This is a genomic window from Pseudomonas sp. 2(2015) (assembly GCF_000955865.1).
Lineage (GTDB): Bacteria > Pseudomonadota > Gammaproteobacteria > Pseudomonadales > Pseudomonadaceae > Aquipseudomonas.
Genome location: NZ_JYOF01000015.1, coordinates 54,382 through 80,551, shown reverse-complemented (window position 1 = coordinate 80,551; position 26,170 = coordinate 54,382). Strand labels below are relative to the sequence as shown.

25 protein-coding genes, 5 tRNA genes and 1 riboswitch are annotated in these 26,170 nt (G+C 61.6%); of the genes, 10 read left to right on the top strand and 20 right to left on the bottom strand.

What is annotated here, in order from left to right; genetic code table 11:
* Window positions 1–201: 201 nt before the first annotated feature.
* Window positions 202–795: a hypothetical protein gene (locus UB48_RS19955; RefSeq protein WP_176794287.1), complete on the top strand. Its 594-nt coding sequence runs from the start codon at window positions 202–204 to the stop codon at window positions 793–795.
* Here UB48_RS19955 and UB48_RS19950 read toward each other — a convergent pair.
* The gene (locus UB48_RS19950) at window positions 747–1,637 is read right to left on the bottom strand and encodes a LysR substrate-binding domain-containing protein (protein WP_045200202.1); all 891 of its coding nucleotides are present in this window, start codon (window positions 1,635–1,637) and stop codon (window positions 747–749) included. The two genes, UB48_RS19955 and UB48_RS19950, sit on opposite strands and share 49 nt — an antisense overlap.
* A gap of 117 nt (window positions 1,638–1,754) precedes the next feature.
* Between UB48_RS19950 and UB48_RS19945 the strand changes: the two genes are divergently transcribed.
* Both UB48_RS19945 and UB48_RS19940 read left to right on the top strand, forming a co-directional pair.
* Window positions 1,755–2,381 carry a glutathione S-transferase family protein gene (locus UB48_RS19945; protein ID WP_045200200.1) on the top strand — a complete coding sequence of 209 codons (627 nt, stop codon included), beginning with the start codon at window positions 1,755–1,757 and terminating at the stop codon, window positions 2,379–2,381.
* A 21-nt stretch (window positions 2,382–2,402) separates the two neighbouring features.
* Window positions 2,403–3,425, top strand: coding sequence for an LLM class oxidoreductase (locus UB48_RS19940; protein WP_045200198.1), 1,023 nt, complete (start codon window positions 2,403–2,405; stop codon window positions 3,423–3,425).
* A 40-nt stretch (window positions 3,426–3,465) separates the two neighbouring features.
* Here UB48_RS19940 and UB48_RS19935 read toward each other — a convergent pair whose 3' ends face one another.
* Window positions 3,466–3,843, bottom strand: a complete 378-nt coding sequence (locus UB48_RS19935) for a cytochrome c (protein WP_045200196.1) — start codon at window positions 3,841–3,843, stop codon at window positions 3,466–3,468.
* A gap of 91 nt (window positions 3,844–3,934) precedes the next feature.
* Window positions 3,935–4,011 (bottom strand) — tRNA-Arg (locus UB48_RS19930).
* A 293-nt stretch (window positions 4,012–4,304) separates the two neighbouring features.
* Between UB48_RS19930 and UB48_RS19925 the strand changes: the two genes are divergently transcribed.
* Window positions 4,305–4,502, top strand: coding sequence for a hypothetical protein (locus UB48_RS19925; RefSeq protein ID WP_045200194.1), 198 nt, complete (start codon window positions 4,305–4,307; stop codon window positions 4,500–4,502).
* Window positions 4,503–4,505: 3 nt separating this feature from the next.
* Here UB48_RS19925 and phnN read toward each other — a convergent pair whose 3' ends face one another.
* Together phnN and UB48_RS27425 are read right to left on the bottom strand one after the other, a co-directional pair.
* Window positions 4,506–5,102, bottom strand: a complete 597-nt coding sequence (phnN, locus tag UB48_RS19920; RefSeq protein ID WP_045200192.1) for a phosphonate metabolism protein/1,5-bisphosphokinase (PRPP-forming) PhnN — start codon at window positions 5,100–5,102, stop codon at window positions 4,506–4,508.
* Between the two features lie 36 nt (window positions 5,103–5,138).
* Window positions 5,139–5,330, bottom strand: coding sequence for a hypothetical protein (locus UB48_RS27425; RefSeq protein WP_082075482.1), 192 nt, complete (start codon window positions 5,328–5,330; stop codon window positions 5,139–5,141).
* Between the two features lie 114 nt (window positions 5,331–5,444).
* Between UB48_RS27425 and UB48_RS19915 the strand changes: the two genes are divergently transcribed.
* Entirely contained in the window at window positions 5,445–5,771 is a 327-nt protein-coding gene (locus UB48_RS19915; protein WP_010226671.1) for an Arc family DNA-binding protein, read from the top strand.
* 59 nt (window positions 5,772–5,830) lie between these two features.
* Here the strand turns inward: UB48_RS19915 and UB48_RS19910 are convergent, their stop codons facing one another.
* From UB48_RS19910 to fepB, 3 genes are read right to left on the bottom strand one after another with little or no spacing between them, the layout of a single operon-like run.
* On the bottom strand, window positions 5,831–6,859 hold the full coding sequence (locus UB48_RS19910; protein ID WP_045200189.1) for an iron chelate uptake ABC transporter family permease subunit: 1,029 nt from the start codon (window positions 6,857–6,859) through the stop codon (window positions 5,831–5,833).
* Complete coding sequence (locus tag UB48_RS19905) at window positions 6,856–7,896, bottom strand: iron ABC transporter permease (protein ID WP_045200187.1); 1,041 nt, start codon at window positions 7,894–7,896, stop codon at window positions 6,856–6,858. Before UB48_RS19905 ends, UB48_RS19910 begins: the two co-directional genes overlap by 4 nt.
* 3 nt (window positions 7,897–7,899) lie before the next feature.
* Window positions 7,900–8,832: a Fe2+-enterobactin ABC transporter substrate-binding protein gene (gene fepB / locus UB48_RS19900; RefSeq protein WP_230090828.1), complete on the bottom strand. Its 933-nt coding sequence runs from the start codon at window positions 8,830–8,832 to the stop codon at window positions 7,900–7,902.
* A gap of 151 nt (window positions 8,833–8,983) precedes the next feature.
* On the opposite strand from fepB, the gene UB48_RS19895 reads away from it, so the two are divergent.
* Complete coding sequence (locus UB48_RS19895; RefSeq protein ID WP_045200183.1) at window positions 8,984–9,778, top strand: ABC transporter ATP-binding protein; 795 nt, start codon at window positions 8,984–8,986, stop codon at window positions 9,776–9,778.
* Here UB48_RS19895 and UB48_RS19890 read toward each other — a convergent pair.
* Window positions 9,766–10,557, bottom strand: coding sequence for an IclR family transcriptional regulator (locus tag UB48_RS19890; RefSeq protein WP_082075488.1), 792 nt, complete (start codon window positions 10,555–10,557; stop codon window positions 9,766–9,768). The two genes, UB48_RS19895 and UB48_RS19890, sit on opposite strands and share 13 nt — an antisense overlap.
* A 182-nt stretch (window positions 10,558–10,739) precedes the next feature.
* Between UB48_RS19890 and UB48_RS19885 the strand changes: the two genes are divergently transcribed.
* Entirely contained in the window at window positions 10,740–12,827 is a 2,088-nt protein-coding gene (locus UB48_RS19885) for a TonB-dependent receptor (protein ID WP_045200181.1), read from the top strand.
* 33 nt (window positions 12,828–12,860) lie between these two features.
* Window positions 12,861–14,168 carry an NtaA/DmoA family FMN-dependent monooxygenase gene (locus UB48_RS19880; RefSeq protein WP_045200180.1) on the top strand — a complete coding sequence of 436 codons (1,308 nt, stop codon included), beginning with the start codon at window positions 12,861–12,863 and terminating at the stop codon, window positions 14,166–14,168.
* A 37-nt stretch (window positions 14,169–14,205) separates the two neighbouring features.
* On the opposite strand, the gene mgtE is transcribed toward UB48_RS19880, so the two are convergent.
* From mgtE to alaS, 8 genes are all read right to left on the bottom strand, one after another.
* Window positions 14,206–15,648, bottom strand: a complete 1,443-nt coding sequence (gene mgtE / locus UB48_RS19875; RefSeq protein WP_045200179.1) for a magnesium transporter — start codon at window positions 15,646–15,648, stop codon at window positions 14,206–14,208.
* A gap of 387 nt (window positions 15,649–16,035) precedes the next feature.
* Window positions 16,036–16,112: transfer RNA gene (locus tag UB48_RS19870), tRNA-Arg, on the bottom strand.
* A 76-nt stretch (window positions 16,113–16,188) separates the two neighbouring features.
* Window positions 16,189–16,265: transfer RNA gene (locus UB48_RS19865), tRNA-Arg, on the bottom strand.
* Window positions 16,266–16,342: 77 nt separating this feature from the next.
* A tRNA-Arg gene (locus UB48_RS19860) sits at window positions 16,343–16,419 on the bottom strand.
* Window positions 16,420–16,527: 108 nt separating this feature from the next.
* Window positions 16,528–16,618: transfer RNA gene (locus UB48_RS19855), tRNA-Ser, on the bottom strand.
* Between the two features lie 72 nt (window positions 16,619–16,690).
* On the bottom strand, window positions 16,691–16,879 hold the full coding sequence (gene csrA, locus UB48_RS19850) for a carbon storage regulator CsrA (RefSeq protein WP_010226667.1): 189 nt from the start codon (window positions 16,877–16,879) through the stop codon (window positions 16,691–16,693).
* 185 nt (window positions 16,880–17,064) lie between these two features.
* Window positions 17,065–18,300 carry an aspartate kinase gene (locus tag UB48_RS19845; protein ID WP_010226665.1) on the bottom strand — a complete coding sequence of 412 codons (1,236 nt, stop codon included), beginning with the start codon at window positions 18,298–18,300 and terminating at the stop codon, window positions 17,065–17,067.
* Between the two features lie 88 nt (window positions 18,301–18,388).
* Window positions 18,389–21,007 (bottom strand): alanine--tRNA ligase, encoded by a 2,619-nt coding sequence (gene alaS, locus UB48_RS19840; RefSeq protein WP_045200177.1) that lies wholly within the window; start codon window positions 21,005–21,007, stop codon window positions 18,389–18,391.
* Between the two features lie 351 nt (window positions 21,008–21,358).
* A riboswitch (FMN riboswitch) is annotated at window positions 21,359–21,510 on the top strand.
* A 92-nt stretch (window positions 21,511–21,602) separates the two neighbouring features.
* Here alaS and UB48_RS19835 point away from each other — a divergent pair.
* Together UB48_RS19835 and UB48_RS19830 are read left to right on the top strand one after the other, a co-directional pair.
* Window positions 21,603–22,109 carry a 6,7-dimethyl-8-ribityllumazine synthase gene (locus UB48_RS19835; RefSeq protein WP_045200175.1) on the top strand — a complete coding sequence of 169 codons (507 nt, stop codon included), beginning with the start codon at window positions 21,603–21,605 and terminating at the stop codon, window positions 22,107–22,109.
* A gap of 174 nt (window positions 22,110–22,283) precedes the next feature.
* The gene (locus UB48_RS19830; protein WP_045200173.1) at window positions 22,284–23,474 is read left to right on the top strand and encodes a M91 family zinc metallopeptidase; all 1,191 of its coding nucleotides are present in this window, start codon (window positions 22,284–22,286) and stop codon (window positions 23,472–23,474) included.
* A 17-nt stretch (window positions 23,475–23,491) separates the two neighbouring features.
* Here the strand turns inward: UB48_RS19830 and astE are convergent, their stop codons facing one another.
* Genes astE through astB form a run of 3 tightly spaced genes read right to left on the bottom strand, consistent with a single transcriptional unit; the run spans window position 23,492 to window position 26,164 of the window.
* On the bottom strand, window positions 23,492–24,499 hold the full coding sequence (gene astE / locus UB48_RS19825) for a succinylglutamate desuccinylase (RefSeq protein ID WP_045200172.1): 1,008 nt from the start codon (window positions 24,497–24,499) through the stop codon (window positions 23,492–23,494).
* A 10-nt stretch (window positions 24,500–24,509) separates the two neighbouring features.
* Window positions 24,510–24,800, bottom strand: coding sequence for a topoisomerase II (locus UB48_RS19820; protein WP_045200170.1), 291 nt, complete (start codon window positions 24,798–24,800; stop codon window positions 24,510–24,512).
* Window positions 24,801–24,814: 14 nt separating this feature from the next.
* Window positions 24,815–26,164, bottom strand: a complete 1,350-nt coding sequence (gene astB, locus UB48_RS19815; protein ID WP_045200168.1) for an N-succinylarginine dihydrolase — start codon at window positions 26,162–26,164, stop codon at window positions 24,815–24,817.
* Window positions 26,165–26,170: the final 6 nt, after the last annotated feature.

Here is a 26,170-nt window from a genome sequence, read left to right as displayed (position 1 = left end):
CGGATGTTGGTGCTGCCGGTTTGAAATGACTTGCCGCTGACGGCAAGGGTTTACCTCTTCGGGGCAAAGCATGCGCCGATTCACCAGCCGCCGTACAGCGCCACCCCCTGAATATACTAGCGCGTAAGCCTGTCAGCAGAGCTGGCACAAGACTTGCCATCGATCGAAGGTCAACTTGCATCCATCAAGGAGAGTGATCAGGTGAGTAGCATCAATGCCCTCGGCGTCCACACGCCAGTCATCAACCCGACCCGTGGCGTGGCCGAAGCCGCCGCCGAACAGGCCCAGTTCCGCCCGCCGGTGCCAACCAGCAGTGCCAACCGCCAGCAGCAAAGCCAGGCCAACACCTCCCAGCAAAGTGCCGAAGACGCCCGCGAGGAAGCCTTCGCCAAGCTCAAGGTGCAACTGCAGAACCCCGACGTGGACATGCGCGAGCAAGCCACAATCAGCGCCAGCGAAACCGGCAAGAGCGCTGCCCAGCAATTTCGCGAGTACATGGCCCTGAGCCCGGCAGAGAAGATCAAGCTCAAGCTGCTCAATGAGCTGGGCATCAGCCAGGAAGAGTTCGAAGCCCTGCCGCCGGCGGAAAAGGACAAGATCGAGCGCAAGATTGCCGAGCAGATGAAAAAGCAGACCGAGCTTGAGTCGCTGGCCAGCCTGAACTCCGAACTGCAAGGCCCGGCGATGTCAGCCAAGCTGGTGGCCAACCTGACCGCCACCCAGGGCGGCAGCGATGACGCAAAGGATCAGGACCTGGCGTCAGCCTCGGCCCTGACCCAATCGGCGAAGGCCTGAACCTCGGGGCGCTGCAAGGCGTCCTGACGGCACACCAGGTAGTAGGCAAAACGCGCTGGCCAGGGTTTGTCGAGGGCCATCTGCAGCTTGCCGCTGGCCAGGTCTTCAGCCGCGTGGGTGTCCTGCACCAGGGCGATGCCCTGGCCTGCAGCCGCGGCACGCAGTAACAGCAGGTCATCCTCGAAACTCGCACCGCGTGCTGCCCGCGGGTCCTCGGCAACGCCATGGGCCTGCAGCCAGAGCATCCAGTCAGCGCGATCGGCATCGTGCAACAACGGGTACTTCAGGCAATCGGCGGGCCGTTTCACGGCCGGCCCTTGGGCCAGCAACTGCGGGCTGGCCACCGGCAGCAAAACCGGCGCCATCAGGCGCACGGACTCCAGCCCCGGATACTGCCCCAGGCCATGGCGCAGGGCGACGTCAATGCGCTCGCGGTGAAAATCCACCAGCTTGGCCGAGGCCTCGACGCGCACTTCGATCTGCGGGTGCAAGGCGTTGAAGCGCCCTAAACGCGGCACCAGCCAGGAGGCGGCAAACGACGGTACGGTGCTGATGGTCAGAGCCTTGCCTGGCGCCAGTTGCTCCAGCAACGCCAGCGACGCCTCGATCTGATCGAATCCCCTGAGCAGCCCCGGGTACACCCGCGCACCGGCTTCGCTAAGGTGCACGCCATGGCGACCGCGCACGAACAGCACCACGCCCATGCGCTCCTCGAGCAGGCGCACCTGCTGGCTGACCGCCCCAGGCGTAACCCCCATGTGCGCAGCGGCGGCCTTGAGGCTGCCCAGCCGGGCCGCTTCAGTGAAGGCCCGCAATGCCAACAACGGTAGAACTGCGCCCATTTTTACCCTCTCCATGGTTTAGAAAAACTATCGCCAAAGCGCAGGATTGATCGTTTTTCAAGCAGCCCAGGCGCGCCTAGCATAGCCCGTCTCTGATCACTCCTGAAGAGAAAGCCCATGCCGCTAATTCTGTATAGCGATAGCTCACCTAATGGCTTCAAGATCACCATCGCCCTCGAAGAGCTGGGGCTGCCCTACACCCTCAAGCATGTACAGATCGACCATGGCGAGCATCGCCTGCCTGAGTTTCTCGCACTCAACCCTCATGGCCGCATTCCGGTGCTGGTTGATCCCGAGCGCGATGTCACTCTGTTTGAGTCAGCGTCGATCCTTTTGTACCTGGCCGACAAGAGCGCACGCCTGCTGCCCGATTCCCCCTGTGAACGCTGGGCGGCCATCACCTGGTTGCAGTTTCACGCGGCGAGCATGGGGCCGATTCTCGGCCAGCGCGTGCATTTCGAACGGTTCGCCGAACAGCCCTGCCCCGAAGCCATCGCCCGCTACCGGCGCCTGAGCGAAGAGGTATTCAGCACCCTCGACCAGCGCCTGACCGACCGGCCCTGGCTGGCGGGCAGCAGTTACTCGATCGCCGACATTGCCACCTTCGGCTGGACCCATATCGCCCGGATCATCGACTTTGATTTCAGCCACTACCGACACCTGAGCGCCTGGCATGAACGCGTCAGTCAACGCCCTGCCGTGCAGCGCGGTATCCGCCTGCCCGCCCCCGCAACCGGCCCCTGAAGGACTAAAAGGAATTAACCGATGAACCCAACCCTGAACGGCGCCAGCGCCCACGCCTTCGCCCACCACCCTGGCTATCGACGCATGTTCGCCGCCGACCGCCTGACCCTGGGGATCTTCCTGCCGCTGCGCTTCTATCGCGGCGACATGGCCGTGCTCACTGGCCAGGCCGCGCTGGTCAGCGACATCGACCGCCTGGGCTTCGCCGGCGTCTGGGTGCGCGATGTGCCGCTGTACGATCGGCACTTCGGCGATGCCGGCCAGCTGTTCGACCCCTTTGCCTACTTGAGCTACCTGGCCGCGCACACCCGGCGCATCGCCCTGGCCACGGGCAGCGCGATCTTCGCCTTGCGCCACCCGATCGACCTGGCCAAAGCCGCCTGCACCATCGACCAGCTGTCAGGCGGGCGCCTGGTGATGGGCATCGCTTCCGGGGATCGGCCGGTGGAGTTTCCCGCCTACGGTCTGGATCATGCTGAGCGCGGCGAACGCTTTGCCGAGGCCGTGAACTATTTCCGCCAACTGCTGCACAAGGGCGACCACCCGATTGAATCAACCCTCGGCCAAATGAGCGGCGCGCAACTGCTGCCCAAGCCCGTTGGCGGCGCCATCCCGCTGCTGGTCACCGGCAGCTCGCGCCAATCCATGCAGTGGCTGGGCGAACAGGCCGATGGCTGGCTGACCTTCCCTGATGCGACTGAAAACATCCTCGGCCCCCGGCGCCTGGCCGAGAAAATCCGCGCCTGGCGCGACTGCATTCCCGGCGGCGGCTTTCGCCCGCACGTGACCAACGAGTGGATCGATCTGGACGCCAACCCCGATTTTCCGCGCACGGCGATGCAAGGCGGCTACGTGCTGAGGACCGGGCGCAAGGGGCTGATTGATCTGCTCGGGGAATGGCAGGATGCGGGGGTCAATCATGCGGCACTGGGCATTCAGTTTTGCCAGCGCCCGGCGGCGGAGGTGATTCAGGAGCTGGCAGAAGAAGTGCTGCCGTCATTTGCATCCCATGAAGGACCGTTGCCGTTGCGCCAGGATTGGTAGATCCCAGGCCGCAGCTGTTGCTGCGGCCTGACACCAGGCATCATCGAGTGTTGCCAATCACCGCACTCATGTATTGATTCAAATCGCGAAAATCCTGAACTCGCCAAGCGTACGGCGCCACCTTCACACCATTCTCGCGCAGCGTTCTGGGGATCAAGTCGCCGTTGGGGCGAAGTATTACCGATGAGACGATAACGCCCGGGTAGTCTTTCAAGCGTTTCTTGAATGCCGAGGTGGTCAGATCAGGGGTGGGCGGGTTGCTTTTGTTCGCCAAGGGCCCGGTCCCCTTGATGTCTGCCCCATGGCACATGGCGCATCGTTGCAAAAAGAGCTGTTTGCCATTGGCATTATCCGCCAAGGACGCGGATGCCTGAGTCAACGATAGAATCCCGAGCGCAGCGATGATTAGTCTTTTCATTTTCAGGGCTTTATTGACTCTTCATGCAGCTGCGCCGTTGCCGCAAAGAAACGCAGCAGTCCGAAGAATGGCCAGAGAGGCGAAAGTGAGATGGTGTCCCAGGGCAGGTTCGAACTGCCAACCTTCCCCTTAGGAGGGGGATGCTCTATCCAATTGAGCTACTGAGACACAGAGCCGGCAACGGGCGTCGCGCGGCAAGGACGGCGTGCATGTTAACCAGCAGGCCGGCATTTGTCATGTCATCCGTGGGGCTTTTTGCCTGTGGGTTTTTCAACGGATCGTGCAATCTGCAATGAGGCAGTCAGCCATCATTGCAGATTGCACGCAAAAGCGCACAAAAAACCAGCTTAAGCCTCTGATTTTAAAGGATAAAACACGATAAAGAGGCTGGCATGCAGTGTGCATTGTCTAGTTCATGACACGTGGCTCGGGGCCCCGCCCCGCCTTTGCGGAGTATGTCCATGAACAGCACCCTGCTTCTGCTCAACGCCCTGGCCCTGGCTACCCTGGTTGGCCTGGTGGTGCAACCCGACAGCATCGCCACTGCGGCACAAGCCCATGCGGCACCGGCGATGAAAGCGCAACTGGCCGTGTTCGGCGCACAGGCTGCGCACGTGCAAAGCGCACCGCTTGCAAGCAGCGAACGGCTGGCGTTCTAGGCTTCAACCCAGGCCAGGCACACCCTGTTCGCGCAACAGCCCAAGCAAGCGCTGCACCGCCTCGTCCAGCGAGCTGGAGTTGTCCAGTACTTGCACCTCGCCTTCTTCTACCCTCACCTGCTGCGCCCGCGCCAGGCGCTGCTCGATGTCTTGCGCAGTTTCCCGGCCGCGATCCAGCAGGCGCTGGCGCAGTACGTGATGGTCGACCCGCAGCAGCACCGGCAACAGGTCGGGATAGCGTTCACGCGCCTGCTGCAGATGCGCGCGCGAGCCATTGACCAAAACCGCGTGCCCTGCAGCCAGCCAGGCATCGATTTGCAACGGTATGCCATAGGCCAGGCCATTGGCCTGCCACTGCAGGGCAAAGGCGCCCTCGGCGCTCAGGCGCTGGAACTCTTCGAGGGAAACACCGACGGCGTCTTCACCCTTGGCCTCGGCCGAGCGGGTGATCACCCGCCGGGCGATGTGCACGTTCAGGCGCTGCAATTGAGCGCGCGCTGCATCGATAAGGGAATCTTTGCCAGCCCCCGAGGGTCCCATCAGGTACACCAGGCGACCCGGGTTCGCTGTACGCCGCGTCGCGCTTGCGTCATGCTGCATAGCCACTATGCTCAATGGTAGGAAAGCACGCGCATTCTAGACGCTTTCCATGGCCTTTTCTGCCTGATGCATGGCGTTGTCGACGAAGGTCTGCAGGCGCGGAAAAAGAGAAAATGAAAACTTTTCAAACCAGTACTCATTTCTGATAATTGGTACTGGCAAAACGCCTTTATCCGGTTCAATATTTGTCACAGAATTGACGCCAAGGAACCGGCGATAATGAGGCATGATTCACGCCTCATTCACAATTCAGGTTGAACATTTTGACGCCGGGATGGTCGTAGTGACATCGTGCGGCCAATTTCGAGAACCGCTTCCCCCTGAACTAAACCGGTCAATTATATGCGCCCAATGAAACAGGCTATTTACTCAAGCCGCACCGCTGACAAATTCGTCGTCCGCCTCCCCGACGGAATGCGTGAGCGCATTGCCGAGGTAGCGCGCAACCACCACCGCAGCATGAACTCGGAAATCATCGCTCGCCTGGAGCAGAGCCTTATTCAGGAAGGTGCGCTGGGTGAAGAACTGAGCATGCGTCTGGACAGCCCGGAACTGTCCCTGCACGAACGCGAACTGCTGCAACGTTTCCGCCAGCTTTCCCATCGCCAGCAAAACGCGCTGGTGTCGTTGATTGCCCATGACGCCGAGATGGCAGCTGACGCTTCCTGATTGCGTGGCTCAATCACTCAAGGCCAATGCCCGTGCATTGGCCTTTTTTATTGCCTGGCTCAAACCCGCCTGCTGCGCGACAACAACCACAGCAGATAGAAACCACCGAGCAAACCCGTGGTCAAGCCAATGGGCAGGTTGAGATTGAAGGCCAGGCGCTGACTGATCAGGTCGGCCACCAGCAACAACACCGCGCCCATCAACGCGCCAGACAACAGCGGCACTTCTGGTGCAGCAGTCAGACGCCTGGCCAGTTGCGGGGCAGCCAGGGCGACAAAGGCGATGGGGCCCGCTGCCGCCGTGGCAATCGCGGTCAAGCCCACAGCCGCCAATACCATGATCAGCCGCGTACGCTGCGGGGCAATGCCGAGCTGACTGGCGCTGTCATCGCCCAATTCCAACAGGTCGATGTGTCGCGCATGGCCAATCACCACGGGCACGATGGCGATGAAACCCAGTGCTGCTGGTAGCACGTGAGACCAGGTCCGGGTGTTGAGCGAGCCGGCCAGCCAGATTTGCGCCGACATCGCCCGGTCAAGGTCGCCCATCACCAGCAGTACGGTGTTGAGCCCCGAGAGCATCGCCCCCACGCCAATCCCCACCAGCACCAGGCGATAGCCACCAGTGCTGCGCCCGCGCATCGACAGCACGAACACCAGCAAGGCCGTGCCCACCCCCGCCAGCACCGCCGCCAGCGAGGTACCCAGGGGGCCGGCATCAAACAGGATGATCTGCACGATGGCACCGCTGGCAGCGCCGGTGGTAAAGCCGATGATATCCGGCGAACCAAGGGCGTTGCGCGAGATCGACTGGAAAATTGAACCGGCCATGCCCAGCGCGCCGCCGACCAGCAACGCCGTCAGCACTCGGGGCAAGCGAACCCGTTGAACGATCCGCTCGGCGGTCGGGTTGCCACCACCTGCGAACAGGCTGTCAAACACCTGACCTGGTGTCAGCGACAACGAACCTACGCCCAGCAACATGATCGCCAGCCCTGCCGCCAATAGCGCCAACAGCGCACACACCACCGCAACCCGAGGCCGCCAACGCAACGAGTAATTGCCCAGGCGCAGCACCGCACCCGTCATGACCGACTCATCCGGAACCTGCGCACGATGACGATGAAGAACGGCCCGCCGATCAACAGGGCAATGATCCCGGCCGCGACTTCCGCTGGCGCCGCCACGACCCTACCGATCACATCGGCGCCCAGCAGCAGGATCGCCGCCAACAACCCGGCATACGGCAGGATCCAGCGGTAATCAGGCCCCACCAGCCGCCGGGCCAGGTGCGGCGCGAGCAGGCCGACGAAACCAATCGGCCCGGCCGCCGCTGTTGCTGCCCCGGCCAGCAACATCACCGCCAGGCACGCGAGCAGCCAGGTGGCGCGAAGATTGACGCCGAGCGCCCGGCCAAGATCCGCGCCCAGGGCCATGGCATTGAGGTTGCCGACCATGGCGATGGCCAGCGCCAGCCCGACTGCAACGACCACCGCCAGCACGCCAAGGGTCTGCAAGCCGCTGCCTTCGACCGAGCCTGCCGACCATTTGCGAAAACTGTCGAATACCTCAAGGGGAGCATTGAGCAGGATGATGCCAGTGATCGACACCAGCATCACCGACAAGCCTGCCCCAGCCAGCACCAGGCGCACCGGATTGGTCCCGGTTTCGTGGGCCTGGCCCAGGACGAACACGGCAACGCCGGCCAGCCCGGCGCCGGCAAAGGCAAAGCCGACATACTCGACAATGCTCACCAGCTTGAACAGGGTGACAGCGATGATCACTGCCAGCGCCGCACCGGCGTTGATGCCCAGCAGCCCGGGTTCGGCCAGCGGGTTACGCGTCAGCGCCTGCATCAGCGCCCCGGCCACGCCCAGGGCCAGGCCTGCGAGAATCGCCACCAGAGTGCGCGGAACACGCAGTTCGCGAATCACCAGATGCTGATTGTTCTGTGGGTCATACGCCCAGAAGGCATCGGCGATTTCGCCAAGAGCGATGCTGCGCGAACCGATCAGCAAGCTGCAGGCGGCGACCAGCGCAAGCACGCCCAGGCCGCACAGCAGCCCCGATGAGCGCATGCGCCGTTGGCGATTGAAAACCATGGCGGGCAACACGGCAGTCGCCATGACTCAGCGCAGGTGCCGGGCGACGGTATCGATCATCTGCCGGCCAGAGTAGTAGTCGATACGAAACGAAGTCGGGCCCAGCGCGTAGACCTTTTTCTGCACCACCGCCGGCAGGTTGGCCAGCAGCGGGTCGGCAACAAACGCCTGTACATCGGCATCGGTGCCACCCAGCAGGAACACGCTTTCACCGGTGATCGCAGCCGAAAGGTTTTCGCGGGAAATGAACTCGAAGTCGACGGCGCGAGTGACCTCACCGCTCATGGCCGGCGGCAGGCTCGCGACCTTGATCCCCAGCGCGGTGAACAAGCGGGCCTGCGGGCTGGACGCACGGCCAACAGAATAACTGCCACCAATGTTGTAGCCGACGATACTCACCCCGCCCACGGGCGCTTTGATCGTGGCAGCGGCGCGCGCGGTGTAGTCGTCAAAATCCTTGATCGCCGCCGCTGCCTGCGCCTGCAGCCCCGCCGCCTGACCAAGGCGGGTAGCGATCTGTTGCCAGCTCTGGTTCGAATAATTGACCACGACGGTGGCGATGCCCTGGGCCTCAAGCTCGGCCTGGTGCTGGACGACGCTATCGGCGCCAGTGGCAACCAGTACCAGCAGGTCGGGATTGACGCCGATCACCGACTCGATATCGAACACCAGGTTGGGGTACAGCACCTCGACTTTGCGCTGATCCGCAACCGCCGCCCACTGGCTGAAAAAGCCCTTGCTGTCGGTCATCCGGCTCGGCGTGGTGGCCGCGCTGGCAACCAGTGGCGCCTCCATGGCCAGCAAGATGCCGGTGACACTCGGCGAAGTCGAAGCAATGCGCAGCGGTTTGGCGGGCTCGCTGGCGGCACTTGCCGGGCTCGGCCCAACGGCGCTGCAGGCAAGCAGGATCAGCGCCGCAACAGCAAGCATTGGCGCGAAGGTGAGCTTTTTCATCGGCAATCGGTCTTTTGCTACAAGGGCGGCAGGAAGGGTTCGAGAACGGGCACAGGCTCGTCTAAACGTGGATGCGATGCAATCGCATTCCATATTGCAGAATTAATTCTGCACATGCAATACTCGCCGCCGAGCTGCCAGCAAGGAAAGGCTACCCATGACGCATCGCCTGCATGCTGACGCCGTGACGCTGCGTTACGATCAGCGCACCATCTCCAGCGACCTCTCCATCGCCATTCCCGACGGCTCTTTCACGGTGATCGTCGGGCCCAATGCCTGCGGAAAATCCACTCTGCTTCGAGCCTTGTCGCGGCTGCTGGCCCCAGCCCATGGTCGTGTGGTGCTCGACGGCAAAAGCATCACCGCGCTTGCGGCCAAAGAGGTTGCCCGGCGCCTCGGCCTGCTGCCGCAAAGCGCCACGGCCCCGGAAGGCATCACGGTCGCCGACCTGGTGGCTCGCGGGCGCTTCCCCCATCAGTCGTTCTTGCGCCAATGGTCGCCAGCCGATGAGCAGGCGGTCAACGCCGCCATGGCCGCCACCCAGGTCAGCGCGCTGGCCGAGCGGGCGCTGGACGAGCTGTCCGGTGGCCAGCGCCAGCGGGTCTGGATTGCCATGGTGCTGGCGCAGGAAACACCGATCCTGCTGCTCGATGAACCGACCACCTTTCTCGACATCGCCCACCAGATCGAATTGCTCGAACTGCTCAGCGATCTCAATCGCCAGGGCCGAACCATCGTGGCGGTGCTGCACGATCTTAACCAGGCCTGCCGCTATGCCACGCACCTGATCGCCATGCGCGATGGCGCGGTGCTGGCCGAGGGCGCGCCCGGGGCGATTTTCACCGAGGCGCTGGTGCAAGAGGTATTCGGCCTGCCGGCGGTGATCATTGCTGACCCCGTCAGCGGCACGCCGCTGGTGGTGCCCAAGGGTCGCCAGGCTCAACCGCGCTGAGCGAAAATCCGCCCGCCGGTGGCCTGGTTGACCAGGCCGGCTTCGCGGTGCAGGGCGTCGCGATCCTCTGCTGACTTGAGCTGGCCAAGGTCAGTGACCGTGGTCATTACGCAGGCGATTTCCTGCTGCGCATCGAACACCGGCGCCGCCTGGCCGGTGACGTTCGAGAGCAGATGGCTGGTCAGCTCGGCCCAACGGCCATTACGCACCTGATCGAGCAGCGCCTTGTTAGGCGGCGTGCCACGAAAATGCGCGGGCTGCTGCTTGCGCGCGGCATCGATCACAGCTTTGGGTAGGAACGCCTGGAACACCAGGCCGCACGCGGTGTTGTCGATCGGCAGGATGTCGCCCAGGGCCAGCGGGTTGATCGAGAAGTAGGCGCTGCGGTACCAGCGCACCAGGGTCGGGCCGCGGTCGGTCCAGATCGCCACCCCGCCGCTGGCGGCATGCTGTTGGGCCAGGGTCTTCATGTGCTGGGCGGCAATATCCACCGCATCGACGCGCTTCAAGGCGCTGATGCCGATGTTCAGCGCTGCCGGCCCCAGGTCGTAGAGGCCGCTGGCCGGGTCCTGCTTGGCCAGGCCTTCCTTGACCAGGCTCTGCAGATATCGATGGGCGGTCGAGCCACCGGTCGCGGTGCGCCTGGCAACCTCCCCCAGCGCCAACTCACTCTCGGCATTGGCCAGTACCTGGAGAAAACGCACCGCAATCGACACCGACTGAATAGTGCCGGAGCGCTTTTCCGGGGCTGCTTGCGCCTCTTCGTCCAGGGCGGTCATCTCGTTGCTCAATTCTTCGCTCTCCTCGCCGGCGCGCACGGTCGCGCTTGTTGGCGGCCATGATACCGATTCCCTGAACCCGCACCTATTGCCATTTTGTGGAATGAATTCTTTATTGAGGAACGCAATAGCACCGTGCTACCCTCGAACGGGAAAGAGGATCATTCTCATTTGGGGGCATCTTGAAGGCACATCCACATCGCACACTGCGCCAAGGCTTTAGTGTGTTCACACTCTCGACATTGCTGGCTTCGCCCTACGCATTCGGGCAACCCGAGGTTAATGGCGGCAAGCCAGGCATTATTTTCGAGCCGATCATCGTCACCGGTGAAAAGCTCGAACGCGAACTCAAGGACACCGCCTCCTCCGTGTCGATCAAGACCGCCAAGGAGATCGACAAGGAAAAGACCGGCAGCGCCTCGGTGGCCGAAGTACTCAATGATGTGCCCAACGTGATCTACACCGACTCGGTCGGCGCGCCGATCATCCGCGGCCAGGACACCCAGGGCCCGAACAACGGCCAGAATGTGTTCTGGGGCGGCACCGTGCCACGGGCGACAATCAACCTTGACGGCCATTACCTGAATTACAACGAGATGTTCTTCGGCGCCACCTCGGTCTGGGATATCGACAGCATCGAAGTGTTCCGCGGCCCGCAGACCACCTCGCAAGGGGCCAACGCGATTGCCGGTGCGATCATCGTCAACACCAAGGATCCGACCTTCACTCCCGAAGCTGCCTACCAGACCGAGGTCGGCAGTTATGACGCCAAGCGCAGCTCGGTGGCTGTTTCCGGCCCGTTGATGGGCAACGAACTGGCCGGCCGCCTGGCGGTGGACTACTCGGCTCGCGACACTTTCATCGATTACGACAACCCGAAGTTCCAGCGCGGCAAGGCCGACCAGAACTTCCGCGCCGTCACCGCCCGGGCCAAGCTGCTGTGGGTGCCCGAGTCGCTGCCGGGCCTTGAGGCCAAGTACACCTTCGCGCACAACGACAGCAACCGTCCAAGCCAGGAGGCCGCCTCGGCGCCCTTGCACAAGCTCGACCACGACACCACCACCATGCCCAGCTGGGAGCAGGACACCAACACCAGCGTGGTGGATGTCAGCTACGACTTCGACAACGGCATCAAACTGTTCAACCAGGCGCAATACTCGCTGTCCAACGTGCGGCGGTTCACCGGCATCGCCGGCGAAGGCGACGCCGATATCAAGCAGAAAAACGCCTCCAACGAATCGCGCATCACCTTCGGCGACGCATTGGATACCCTAAGCGGCATGGGTGGCATCTACTACGCCCACACCAAGACCGACGAAACCCTGAACCTGCGCGGGCTCTCAGCCTTCGATGACACCAAGGAGAACCTCGGCATCTTCGGCGAACTCAGCTACCGCCTGAGTGAGCGCTGGACCTTGAGCACCGGCCTGCGCTTTCAGCAGGATCACATCGAGCGCCAGGGCAATTCGGTGCTGGCACCGACGGCACTGGACTACGAGAAAACCTTCTCCGCCCTGCTGCCCAAGGTCTCGCTGGCTTACGCAGCGACGCCGGACTGGACCGTCGGCGCCCTGGTCAGCCGCGGTTACAATCCCGGTGGCGTGTCGCTCAACCTGACCACCCGGCAATGGGCGTACTTCAAGGAAGAGTCGATCTGGAACTATGAGCTGTTCAGCCGCGCCAACCTGCTCGACGACCGCCTGATCCTCAGCAGCAACCTGTTCTACATGGACTTCAAGGACGCTCAGTACAACATCCCGGTGGTGATTTCCCCGGGTGTCGCCCAGTCCTACACCATCAACGCCGAAAAGGCCCACGCCTATGGCCTGGAGCTGAGCGCCGACTACCGTGTGCTCGACAACCTGACCCTCAAGGCCAGTGCCGGCGCCTTGCGTACACGCATCGACAAGATCTCCAGCAACGCCGACTACCAGGCCAACGAGTTTGCCCGCTCCCCCGGTTACACCCTGAGCTTTGGCCCGAGCTGGGACATCACCGACAAACTCAACCTCAACGTCCAGGTCCGTCACCTGGATGGCTATTACTCCGACACCGCCAACACCTCGTCCTACTCGGTGAAGCCCTACACCCTCACCGATGCGCGGATGAGTTACCAGTTCAACAAGCAGGTGCAGCTGTACGGCTACGTGAAGAACGTGTTCGACGACCGCTCGCCCACCTATATGCAGCAGAACCGCGGCATCGGCGGCACCGAGGCGAGCATGACCCTGCCGCGCATGGTCGGCGTCGGCGTCAAGGGCGCGTTCTGAGTCCATCAAAAGACCACAAGGAGAATTGCAAGGATGAGTACCCCCAAGCGCCTGCACATTGGCCTGTCACTGGCACCGACCTGGTTGAGCGGCGATGGCTGGCGGCGCGAGAACAGCAACATAGAAGGTATTTTCACCGCCGAGTTTGCGATTGATCTGGCCAAGCGCGCAGAAGCTGCACACCTGGACTTTGTCTTTCGCCCCGATGTTCATGCTTTGGTGCCGCAGATGCTCGAAAGCGGCTCGGGCTTCGCCAGCCTCGACCCGAGCATCCTGCTCGCCGCAGTTGCCCAGCACACCTCGAAGATCGGCCTGGTTTCGACCGTATCGACCACCTTCCTGCCGCCCTATGTAGTCGCCCGCCAGCTGCAATCTTTGAACTGGATCAGCAAGGGCCGGGTCGGCTGGAACATCGTCACCGCGCTGCAAGGCCACGAGAATTTCGGCCTGACGGCAATGCCCAGTGCCGATGAGCGTTACCAGCGGGCTGCGGAGTTCACCCAGGTAGTCCATCGGTTATGGGACAGCTTCCCCAGCGACGCCCTGAAACTGGATCGCAGCACGGGCCGTTACGCCGACGCCTCACAGGTTCGCCCGATCGACCACGACGGCGCTCACCTGAAGGTCAAGGGCCCACTCAACCTGCCGGTGTACGCCAACACCCGAATCCCGCTGGTGCAAGCCGGCGCATCCGATTCGGGCCGTGACTTTGCCGCGTCGGTGGCCGACCTGGTATTCGCCCCCACGCCGGATATCGACGCTGCGCTCGAGCTGCGTCACGACCTGTCCCGCCGCGCTGAAAAACACGGCCGCGATCCGGCCGACATTCGCCTGCTGCCCGGCCTGAGCCTGTACCTGGCCGAGACCCGCGAACAAGCCCGCGAGCTGTTCATGTGCACCCACGCGCGCATCGACAAGCCGCGCAAGTTTGCCTCGATCAAGGAGATGACCGGGCTCGACCTCAACCAATGGCCAGAAGACCGCCCGATCACCGCCGCTGACCTGCCTGCGCCCGTGAGCAATCCTGGCAGCCGTACCCACACCAACCTGCTGCGACGCCTGATCGAACGTGAATCGCTGCGGGTCAGTGAGTTACTGTTGCGCCCAGAGGTGATCTCGGCTGCACACTGGCAGGTGATCGGTACGGTGGACGATGCCGTCGAGAGTATTGTCGAATGGGCTGCATCCGGTGCCATCGATGGCTTTATCGCGGCGCCCGGTGGCTCGCTGGAATCGGTGCACCTGTTCCTTGAACAGGTGATGCCACGCCTGGTGCAGGCCGGGTTGTTCCGCGAGTGCTACAGCGGTTCGACCTTTATCGAGCACCTCACCGAGCAATAAACGCCAGGCAAAAAAACACCCCTCGCGAGGTGCTCAATCAGAGCAGGAAGATGGTGGCAAGGCCCAGGAAGATGAAGAAGCCACCACTGTCGGTCACCGCCGTGATCATCACGCTGGAGCCCATCGCCGGATCGCGGCCCAGGCGTACCAGGGTCATCGGGATCAACACCCCCATCAGCGCCGCCAGCAACAAGTTGAGGGTCATGGCGCCGGTCATGACCACGCCGAGCGACCAGCTGTCATACAGCAGGTAGGCGACCACACCAATCACTCCGCCCCAGATCAGGCCGTTGATCAGCGACACTGCCAGCTCCTTGCGCATCAACCGCGAGGTGTTGCCGGGGCTGACCTGGTCGAGGGCCATGGCGCGCACGATCATGGTGATGGTCTGGTTGCCGGAGTTGCCGCCGATACCGGCAACGATCGGCATCAGCGCCGCCAGTGCCACCAGTTTTTCGATCGAGCCTTCGAACAGGCCGATCACCCGCGAGGCGACGAAGGCAGTGATCAGGTTGATTGCCAGCCACGCCCAGCGGTTACGCAGCGAGCGCCAGACCGAGGCGAAGATGTCTTCTTCTTCGCGCAGACCGGCCATGCTCAGCACTTCGCTTTCGCTTTCTTCACGAATCAGGTCGACCATTTCATCGATGGTCAGACGGCCGATCAGGCGATCGCTCTTGTCCACCACCGGCGCGGAAATCAAGTCGTAACGCTCGAACGCCTGAGCGGCATCGTAGGCGTCTTCATCCGGATGGAAGCTCACCGGATCGCTGGCCATGACCTCGGCGACTTTCTTCTCCGGGTCGTTGACCAGCAAGCGCTTGATCGGCAGCACGCCCTTGAGGATGCCGTCGTAATCGACCACGAACAGTTTATCGGTGTGGCCTGGCAGCTCCTTGAGCCGGCGCAGGTAGCGCAATACCACTTCGAGGCTGACGTCTTCGCGGATGGTGACCATCTCGAAGTCCATCAATGCACCGACCTGGTCCTCGTCGTAGCTCAGGGCCGAACGCACGCGTTCGCGCTGCTGGGCATCGAGGCTTTCCATCAGCTCGTGGACAACGTCACGGGGCAGCTCGGGCGCCAGGTCAGCCAGTTCGTCGGCGTCCATTTCCTTGGCAGCGGCGAGCAGCTCGTGATCGTCCATGTCGGCGATCAGGGTCTCGCGGACCGAGTCGGACACTTCGAGGAGGATGTCACCGTCGCGCTCGGCCTTGACCAGTTGCCAGACGGTCAGACGATCGTCCAGCGGCAAGGCTTCGAGAATGTAGGCAACGTCGGCGGAGTGCAGGTCGTCGAGCTTGCGCTGCAGCTCGACCAGGTTCTGGCGGTGAACGAGGTTTTCTACCAGGTCATGGTGATGACCTTCCTGACGGTGGGTCAGGTCTTCGACCACGCGTTGACGCTGCAGCAGTTCGACCACCTGGGCCAGGCGATCCTGCAGGCTTTCTTGCGTCTTTTTTACTTCTACTTCAGTCATAGGCGAACTCCACTCCCAGCAGCGGAGCACGCCGGGAGATCAATCAGTCAATTCTTGATTGGCAAAACTTGCTATTGAGTAACTACTGGGTAAGTCCATGGTGGTATTCCACAAGCCCCGGCGGGGCTGACGGGCGCAATCATACACCGCTTGAGCTGTCAGGGTGCTGAAAAAATCGCGGCTAGAACAATCGTTTGCGAGACATACTTGTGACAACGTATGCAGGCAACAGTGCGACGGCGGTAGCGCGAAAAAAAACACATCGGGATCGGCATAAAATAGCGCGGGGCTGGCACGGCAACGATGACAGTCTATTCATCACGCCTTACCGGAAGATGAATGCCGGAAAGCAAAAAGCCCGCCTTGATAGGCGGGCTTTCTGTTGTATGGTGCACTCAGGAGGATTCGAACCTCCGACCGCTCGGTTCGTAGCCGAGTACTCTATCCAGCTGAGCTATGAGTGCAGGTTGGCGCTTGATGGACCAGATCACCTCTGGTTACAGCTAAAGCAACTTTCAAACTGAAAACTGCTTCGGTGTATGGTGCACTCAGGAGGATTCGAACCTCCGACCGCTCGGTTCGTAGCCGAGTACTCTATCCAGCTGAGCTATGAGTGCAGGGTTGGCGCTTGATGGACCAGATCACCTCTGGTTGCAGCTGAAGCAGCATTCAAGTTGAAAACCGCTTCGTCGTATGGTGCACTCAGGAGGATTCGAACCTCCGACCGCTCGGTTCGTAGCCGAGTACTCTATCCAGCTGAGCTATGAGTGCATTTGTTACCGCGCATTATAGGCCGCTAAATCATTTTGCCAACCACTTTTTCGTTTAATTTCAACGACTTAGGCGATTCAGGCAGATTACAGCGTCCTACATGAATAATGGCGGAGAAGGGGGGATTCGAACCCCCGATACCCTTGTGAGGTATACTCCCTTAGCAGGGGAGCGCCTTCGGCCACTCGGCCACCTCTCCGCAACACGGGGCGTATAATAACCAGACCCTTCCCCGTTTGCAAACTCTTTTTTGAAAAAAACTCGATAAAAATTAATGGGTTGGTTCTTCGTCCTTCTCTTTCTTGATCCGCAGGTAGATTTCCTCACGGTGGACGGCCACTTCTTTAGGGGCGTTGACCCCTATCCGCACTTGGTTTCCTTTGACGCCGAGCACGGTCACGGTGATTTCGCCGTCGCCAATGATCAGGCTCTCGGCGCACCGACGAGTCAGAATCAACATAGCTTTCTCCTCACGCAATTCAGTTCAGGGATAACAGTCTGCAAAAAAAAGGGCTTCAGCCTACAACCCGTGACGGCTGCTGACCTACGCCTAAGTATTGACTAGCGCGAGCAAAAGCACAGATTTCTCACGCCAGCCAGAAACACGAAGGGCGCGGCATGGCCGCGCCCCCAGAGGCAGCCGCCTTACTCGCCCTGTCGGGCAGGGGCGTCCAGCTCGAAGGCGGTGTGCAGGGCGCGCACTGCCAGCTCCAGGTACTTCTCTTCTATTACCACCGAGACCTTGATCTCGGAGGTGGAGATCATCTGGATGTTGATGCTCTCCTTGGCCAGCGCTTCGAACATGCGGCTGGCAACACCGGCGTGGGAACGCATGCCGACGCCGACGATCGAGACCTTGGCGATGTTGGTGTCACCTACCACTTCGCGAGCGTTGAGCTCGGCGGCGGTCTTGTCCAGGACCTTGTGGGCCTTGTCGTAGTCGTTGCGATGCACGGTGAAGGTGAAGTCGGTGGTGTTATCGTGCGAAACGTTCTGCACGATCATGTCGACTTCGATGTTCGCGGCACTGATAGGGCCGAGGATCTTGAAAGCAACGCCCGGGGTATCCGGTACGCCACGGATGGTCAGCTTGGCTTCATCGCGATTGAAGGCGATGCCGGAAATGATCGGCTGTTCCATGGATTCCTCTTCATCAATGGTAATGAGGGTACCCGGACCCTCCTGGAAGCTGTGCAGCACGCGCAGCGGGACGTTGTACTTGCCGGCGAACTCGACGGCGCGGATCTGCAGCACCTTGGAACCGAGGCTGGCCATTTCCAGCATCTCTTCAAAGGTGATCTTGTCCAGGCGCTGGGCCTGGGCCACCACGCGCGGGTCGGTGGTGTAGACACCATCGACATCGGTGTAGATCTGGCACTCGTCCGCCTTGAGCGCTGCCGCCAGGGCCACGCCGGTGGTGTCGGAGCCACCGCGACCGAGGGTGGTGATGTTGCCGTGCTCGTCGACCCCCTGGAAACCTGCAACCACAACCACGCGGCCGGCCTTGAGGTCGCCACGAATCTTCTGGTCGTCGATCTGCAGGATGCGCGCCTTGTTGTGCGCGCTGTCGGTGAGGATCCGCACCTGGTTACCGGTGTAGGACACCGCCGGAATACCACGTTTGATCAGGGCCATGGCCAGCAAGGCGATAGTCACCTGCTCGCCAGTGGAGACGATCACATCCAGTTCACGCGGAACCGGCTGATCGCTGATCTTCTTGGCCAGGTCGATCAGGCGATTGGTTTCGCCGCTCATCGCCGACAGTACTACCACCAGGTCATCGCCGGCTTCGCGGAACTTCTTGACCTTGTCGGCAACCTGCTCGATTCGCTCGACTGTGCCGACCGAGGTACCGCCAAATTTCTGTACGATCAACGCCATTTCAAAGCCGCCTCAGCCCATGAAGGGCACCCAATAAACATTCAAACGACGCCATGGCCCGCCACTGGACGGCGGGCCGATGTACGCCTTAAACGCCCTGCTCCACGAATGGCACGGTCAGGGCCAGCGCGTTGTCCAGCGCGGCGGTGTCTACGCCACCACCTTGCGCCATGTCCGGACGACCACCGCCCTTGCCACCCACCGCGGCAGCGGCTTGCTTCATCAAATCACCGGCTTTGAGTTGGCCAGTCAGGTCTTTGGTCACACCGGCAACCAGTACGACCTTTTCCTCATGGACACTGCCGAGCAGGATCACTGCGCGGCCGAGTTTGTTCTTCAGTTGATCGACCAGCGCCAGCAGCGCCTTGCCATCCTGGCCATCCAGACGCGCGGCCAGGACTTTCACGCCCTTGACCTCGACGGCTGCACTGGACAGGTCGTCGCCAGCAGCGCTGGCGGCCTTGGCCTGCAGTTGCTCCAGCTGTTTTTCCAGCTGGCGGTTGCGCTCCAGCACTGCCGAGAGCTTGTCGATCAGGTTTTCGCGGCTACCCTTGACCAGTTGCGCGGCTTCCTTGAGCTGCTCTTCGGCAGCGTTCAGGTAAGCCAGTGCGGCAGCGCCGGTGACCGCTTCGATCCGGCGTACGCCGGAGGCCACGCCACCTTCGCTGATGATCTTGAGCAGGCCGATATCACCGGTACGCTTGGCGTGGATACCGCCGCACAGCTCGACGGAGAAATCGCCGCCCATGCTCAGCACCCGCACGCTGTCGCCGTACTTCTCGCCGAACAGCGCCATGGCGCCCTTCTGCTTGGCGGTTTCGATATCGGTCTCTTCGGTTTTCACCTCGGAGTTCTTGCGCACTTCGCGGTTGACGATGTCTTCCAGGGCCTTGAGCTGCTCCGGCTTGACCGCCTCGAAGTGACTGAAGTCGAAGCGCAGGCGCTGGCTATCGACCAGCGAGCCCTTCTGTTGTACGTGATCGCCCAGCACCTGGCGCAGCGCAGCGTGCAGCAGGTGGGTGGCAGAGTGGTTCAGCGAGGTGGCGTGCTGGACGTCGGCATCGACCCGGGTCTGCACCTGGGTGCCGACAGTCAGGGTGCCGCTGGCCACCACACCGTGGTGCAGGAAGGCGCCGCCGGTCTTGGTGGTGTCGCGCACGTCAAAGCGCACGTTGTCGGCCTGCAGGTAGCCGGTGTCGCCCACCTGGCCACCGGACTCGGCGTAGAACGGCGTGCGGTCGAGGATGACCACGCCCTCCTCGCCTTCGCCCAGCTGCTCGACAACCTTGCCGTCCTTATAAAGAGCAACGATGCTGGCGCTGCCTTCGGTGGCGTTGTAGCCGGTGAACTCGGTGGCCACGTCGACCTTGACCAGGGTGTTGTAGTCCAGGCCGAAGGCGCTGGCGGAGCGGGCACGCTCACGCTGGGCTTCCATCTCGCGCTCGAAGCCTGCTTCGTCGATGGTCAGCTCGCGTTCGCGGGCGATGTCGGCGGTCAGGTCCATCGGGAAGCCATAGGTGTCGTACAGTTTGAACACCACGTCACCCGGCACCACGGTGCCCTTGAGCTCGGCCAGGTCCTGCTCGAGGATCTTCAGGCCCTGCTCCAGGGTCTTGGCGAACTGCTCTTCTTCAGCCTTGAGCACGCGCTCGATGTTGGCCTGCTGCTGCTTGAGCTCGGGGAAGGCTTCGCCCATCTCGGCGACCAGGGCGGCGACGATCTTGTAGAAGAAGCTGCCGGTGGCGCCCAGCTTGTTACCGTGGCGGCAGGCGCGACGGATGATGCGGCGCAGGACGTAGCCGCGGCCTTCGTTGGACGGCAGCACGCCGTCGGCAATCAGGAAGCTGCAGGAACGGATGTGGTCGGAAACCACTTTGAGCGACGACTGCTCGGCATTGGCGCAGCCGATGGCGGCGGCCGAAGCGCTGAGCAGGTTGCGGAACAGGTCGATCTCGTAGTTCGAGTGCACATGCTGCATGACCGCACTGATGCGTTCCAGGCCCATGCCGGTATCCACCGACGGTGCAGGCAGCGGGTGCAGCACGCCATCGGCAGTGCGGTTGAACTGCATGAAAACGTTGTTCCAGATCTCGATGTAACGGTCGCCATCTTCTTCCGGCGAGCCGGGCGGGCCGCCCCAGATGTCGGCGCCGTGATCATAGAAGATCTCGGTGCAAGGGCCGCACGGGCCGGTATCGCCCATGGTCCAGAAGTTGTCGGAGGCGTAGGGCGCGCCCTTGTTGTCGCCAATGCGCACCATGCGCTCGGCCGGTACGCCGATCTCTTTGGTCCAGATGTCGTATGCCTCGTCGTCGCTGGCATAGACGGTGACCCAGAGTTTCTCTTCCGGCAGGTTCAGCACCTTGGTCAGGAAGGTCCAGGCGTAGGTGATCGCGTCCTTCTTGAAGTAATCACCAAAGCTGAAGTTGCCCAGCATTTCGAAGAAGGTGTGGTGACGGGCGGTGTAGCCGACGTTTTCCAGGTCGCTGTTCTTGCCACCGGCGCGCACGCATTTCTGGCTGCTGGTCGCGCGGGTGTAGGCGCGCTTTTCCTGGCCAAGGAAGCAGTCCTTGAACTGGTTCATCCCCGCGTTGGTGAACAGCAGGGTCGGGTCGTTGCCCGGAATCAAGGAACTGGAGGCAACTCGGGTGTGTCCCTGCTCTTCGAAGAAGCGAAGGAAGGCTTCACGGATTTCTGCGCTTTTCATAGGTTCTTCCACGGAAACGGCGGCCTTAAGGCAAATGCTTGCGTCAAATTGACGAAACGACGGCAAAGGGCCGCATTATATCGGGCCTTAGGCTCGGGTGCAGTGTGTTTATGCTATAGAAACCGTCAATTGGACGGCCTGCAACGACAACGTCAGCGAAAAACCGCTCGCTGGCACCCTGCCCGGCCTCTCAGGGCCTGTTGTGATCTGCTGACACGGTATTACTGGGGCCGTATAAAACAATTGGCAAGGTTTCCCTGATGAAATGTCGTTCATCCGGAAAAAACCGTTAGCAGCCTATACGTTTACCTGACATCTGTGCTAATAATTCCCCGCCGCCGATACCGGTGGCAACGTTCTCAGGGCGGGGTGCAATTCCCCACCGGCGGTAATTGCGCGCAATGCGCATAGCCCGCGAGCGCTTGCAGGCCAGCCTGCAAGGTCAGCAGACCCGGTGTGATTCCGGGGCCGACGGTCATAGTCCGGATAAAGAGAGAACGGGATAGGCGCAGCCGCGCCTGTCGCTTTGCACCTGCACGGCGAAATCCCCTTCGATCCAGCGCCCTGTTTCTCATACAAACAGGAGTCCGTTTCAATGCAACCTACCGCAATCGATAGCAAGAACCCTTCCCACGAGCGCATCGCCTTCATCCAGGCTTGCTGGCACAAAGACATTGTCGACCAGGCGCGCAAGGCATTCGTCGAGGAAATGGGTAAACAAGGCTATCAGCCCAGCGACATCGATTTCTTCGAAGTCGGCGGCGCTTTCGAGATCCCCCTGCACGCCAAGCTGCTGGCCCGTGGCGGCCGCTACGCTGGCATCGTTGCTGCCGGCCTGGTGGTCGATGGCGGCCTGTACCGCCACGAGTTCGTCGCCCAGTCGGTGATCAGCGGCCTGATGCAGGTGCAACTGGAAACCGAAGTGCCGGTGTTCTCGGTAGTGCTGACCCCGCACCACTTCCATGCCGGCGACGAGCACCAGAACTTCTACTTCGAACACTTCCTGGTCAAGGGCGTGGAAGCGGCGAAAACCTGCGCCGATACCTTGCAGAAGTTGCGTGCGTTGCGCCGTAACGAAGTAGCGCAAAAACGCGCAATCTAATCCTGCATCACCAGCGCCGGCCGCACCGCTGCGGCCGGTTCTTGGGCCCATGGCACCGCTCAACGATGGGCCTGGCAGCCTCCCCGCCTTGCGCACAGATGCATAAATATGTAGTGCCCGGACATGTTCAAACCTCCATAGCCTGACGTTTTCCCAACGCCCAATGGAGTGGACATGTACAACCTAAGCAACCCCAATCCGACTTACTACCTTACCGGGCGCGGCTCGGGCTATGCCCACTTCCAGTATGACGATGACCCGTATCCTGGCGCGGTCCGTCAAGTGATCCTGCTGCATGAGGACAGCAATGTCACCGTCACCTCGGAACACTTCAAGCACTCGGTAACCAGCGCCCCTCACACAAGCCAGGTGGATATACAGGTCCGGTTACCTGCTGGAAATATTGAAATTTCAACCCTGGACTGCAACCTGCTCGCTGAATTCGGCACGACCAGGTTTGTCCTGGCGATGAACGACGATCAAATACTGGTCCTGCGCACTCAAAACGCTGGCAGCAGGATCTCGATCACTGAAGACGTGCATCACCAAGTCATTATCAATGCCGGTGATGGCAACAACCATATCGAAACAGGCAGCGGCGACAGCAAAATCTACGTCGGGGCCGGCAACAATCGTATTGTCCTGGGCACAGGGCTTACCTACATCGAAACGGGCTCAGGGGAAAACCGTATCGACGGCAACATCCTGCTGGGTAGCGCAGGCAGTGAGATTTTCTACGCTCGCAACTTGCCCGGCGACAGCCGCTTCAGCCAACCGGTAAGCCCTGAACATGCGGCCCTGGGCAACAAGAGCATTTGCCCACAAGGAGACTCACGCTTTCAGCGCCTGATCGCCGACCACCTAGACCTGCTGCGCAAAACCAGCGCGGGAAGACAGCTGCTAACGGCGCTGGACAACAGGCCCTCGATCACGGTGGACGAAATCCTGAACCATTTACCCTCGGGCTATGAGCCCGACATGGATTTCGATGACGATATCGGCGATCACTTCGTTACACCGAACGGCGATCCGGGCATTGGCGACGCTGGCGGCAAACTGCACTTCAACCCTGCAGGGCCAGCTTCCGACGACCTGCCCCTGCTGGATTTCTACCGTTGCCTGTGCAAGGCATGGAACTCCCTCACCGGCACGGTCTTCCCAGGCACCTCGACGATTACCACGCGCACCGGCAAGCAACAGGAAGTAGCTAATTTTGAACTACAGGCCATCGGCATTATTACCAGCCATACGCCTTACGATTTCGGCTTGACTGCCAATGCCCCCGCCCTGAGTACCAATCCAGCGCCATTTACTGAAAACGCCTTGCGCCTGGAGCTGGGCCTGGCGCCGCGAATTCACTTTTAAGTTCAAACGTGCCCATCTCAAGCAAGGCCCTGATCTGACGCGGGCACGATCAAAATCCCCGCCCGAAGGCCATTCTTGACTTTCGGGTTGGGGAAGATGATGCGCGCGCCCTGCTCTTCGACAATCCAGCGGGTATCGGCGATGTCCTCGGCCAGCAGGTAACCGGGTTCGAGCTCTGAAAAATTCTCGACATCGGCCGGCAGGTTCAGGCGAAAATGCTCGCTGTGCTTGATGATCTCGCGCGCCACGCTGAACAGTTTCAATCCATCCAGGGCCTCAGGCGGCTCGGGTTCGGTGCCATCGATAATCTGTTTGAGGCGGGTTTCCAGGCGATCGACGTTGACCGCGCCGTTCTCTCCGAACGGCCGCGCCTTGCCAAGTTCCAGGGTAAAAGCTTCGGCCCCCAGTTGCTCATAGGTGTAGGCCGTGAAGGTGATCGACACCTTGCTCTGCAGCAGCACCGCCTCCATGCCGGCCGCGCTCAGGCGCGCCAGTTCGCGACGCGAATGCTGGCGGCCTTCCTTGTACGGATAGAGCGCGAACTGCTCGATCTTCGAACCGCGAATGGCGGTGTGCAGGTCGTAATGCAGGCGGGTGCGATCAGGCACACTGAAGAAAGTCGCCGCCAGGCGCTCCAGCTCGCAGGCGCGCAGGGCCTCGGGGCCGCTGGTCTGATCGTGGCGACCATTGAACAGGCGGTTGACGTCTTGCTCGATATAACGCTCGCCGCGGCGGATCGCGTCAGGGTTACCGAACAGGAACAGAATACGCGCGCGCGGCTTGAGATCGCCGCGGGCAATGTCGTGCAGCAACCGGTCAAGCAGCTCGATCGGTGCGGTTTCGTTGCCATGGATACCCGCCGACAGCAGCAGGTCCAGGCCATTGTCAAGGGCATCGGGCGGGCGCACTTCGAGGGCGCCCTCGCCGAGCCAGCGCATGCGTACGCCTTCGACAGTCAGCTGGGTCTTCTCTGCCGGTTCACGACCGGCCAGGGTCAGTTCAAGCAGTTTGCCGAGGGCGAGCATGGGCTATTCCTTAGTGATGGTGGCCGCAATCGGGACCATGGACGTGATCATCATCGTCGCCGGCATCGGCCGGTTCCATTTCCAGCTGCAGGCTCACCAGGTTGGTGGCCAGCGGGCGCAGCAGCAGGTTGGCGTACTCGGTGTCGTCTTCTTCAACGTCGACGCCGATCAGCAGCTGACCACGGCCATCCTGCTGAATCCATACCTCCTTGCCTTGCCAGACCACCGCAAAGCGGGTGCAGGAAGTTTCCAGCTGGGTACCATCTTCATCTTCAAGGATCAGCTGCAGGGCGTCGGACATAGTCGAATTCTCTCTCAAGGTTGGAGTTGGAACGGATAGACCGAACCCAGTTTGAGGATCTGGGTCAGTTCATCCAGTGCCGTACGACATTCCAGCAACAGCTGCGGATCGGCCAGGTCGGTTTCGCTCAGGCGATCGCGGTAGTGCTTGTCGACCCATTGGGTCAAGGTGTCGTACAGCGGTGCGGTCATGATAACGCCTGGATTGACCGCCGCCAGTTCCGTTTCTTTCAATGCCACACGCAAGCGCAGGCACGCCGGCCCGCCACCGTTCTGCATGCTTTGCTTGAGGTCGAAGACCTTGACCTCGCCGACCGGCCCGCCCGAGCGGGTCAAGGACGACAGATAGGCCCAGACCCGCTCGTTGTTACGGCACTCTTCCGGCACGATCAGCAGCATCGAACCATCGGTGCGAGACAGCAACTGGCTGTTGAACAGGTACGAACGCACCGCGTCCTCTACCGTTACAGCCGAGCGCGGTACGCAGATCGCCTTGAAGTTGCCGCCTCGTTTAGCCAGTTTAGCCTGCAGTTGGCCAAGCATCGCCTCGGTCTCAAGGAAGGCGTCCTCGTGGTAGAACAGCACTTCGCCGTTACCTACCGCGATCACGTCGTTGTGGAACACGCCCTGGTCGATCACCGCCGGGTTCTGCTGGGCGAACACCACGCCCTCCTCGCTCAGGCCGTGCAGGCGTGCGACGGCTTGCGACGCCTCAAGCGTCTGGCGTGCCGGGTACTTCTGTGGCGCCGGGTAGCGGGTGTCGAAGGCGCTGCGGCCATAGACGAAGAACTCGACACCGGCCTCGCCGTAGCTGCGGCAGAAACGTGTGTGGTTGGCCGCGCCTTCGTCACCGAACTGCGCTACCGCCGGCAAAGCGGCGTGGTGGGCAAAATGCTTGTTATCAGCAAACATGGCGCCGAGCACGCGGCTGGTGGTCGGGTGCTCGATGCTGCGGTGGTACTTGCAGTTGAGGTTGGCGGCCGTGAAGTGCACGCGGCCGTCCGCAGTGTCGGCACTGGGGCTGACGGTGGCGGCGTTGGCCACCCACATGCTCGAGGCCGAGCAGCTGGCGACCAGCAACGGCATGGCCTCTTTGGCCGCACGCTCGATCACTTGTGCGTCGGTTCCAGTGAAACCCAGGCGGCGTAGTGCTGCCACGTCCGGGCGCTCCTGCGGGGCCAGTACGCCTTGCTGGAAGCCCATCTCCATCAACGCCTTCATCTTCGCCAGGCCCTGACGCGCCGCTTCACGCGGGTTGGACGCCTGCTGGCTGTTGCTTTGCGAAGCAACGTTACCGTACGACAGCCCGCCGTAGTTGTGCGTCGGTCCGACCAGACCATCAAAATTCACTTCAAACGATTTCATCGGCAA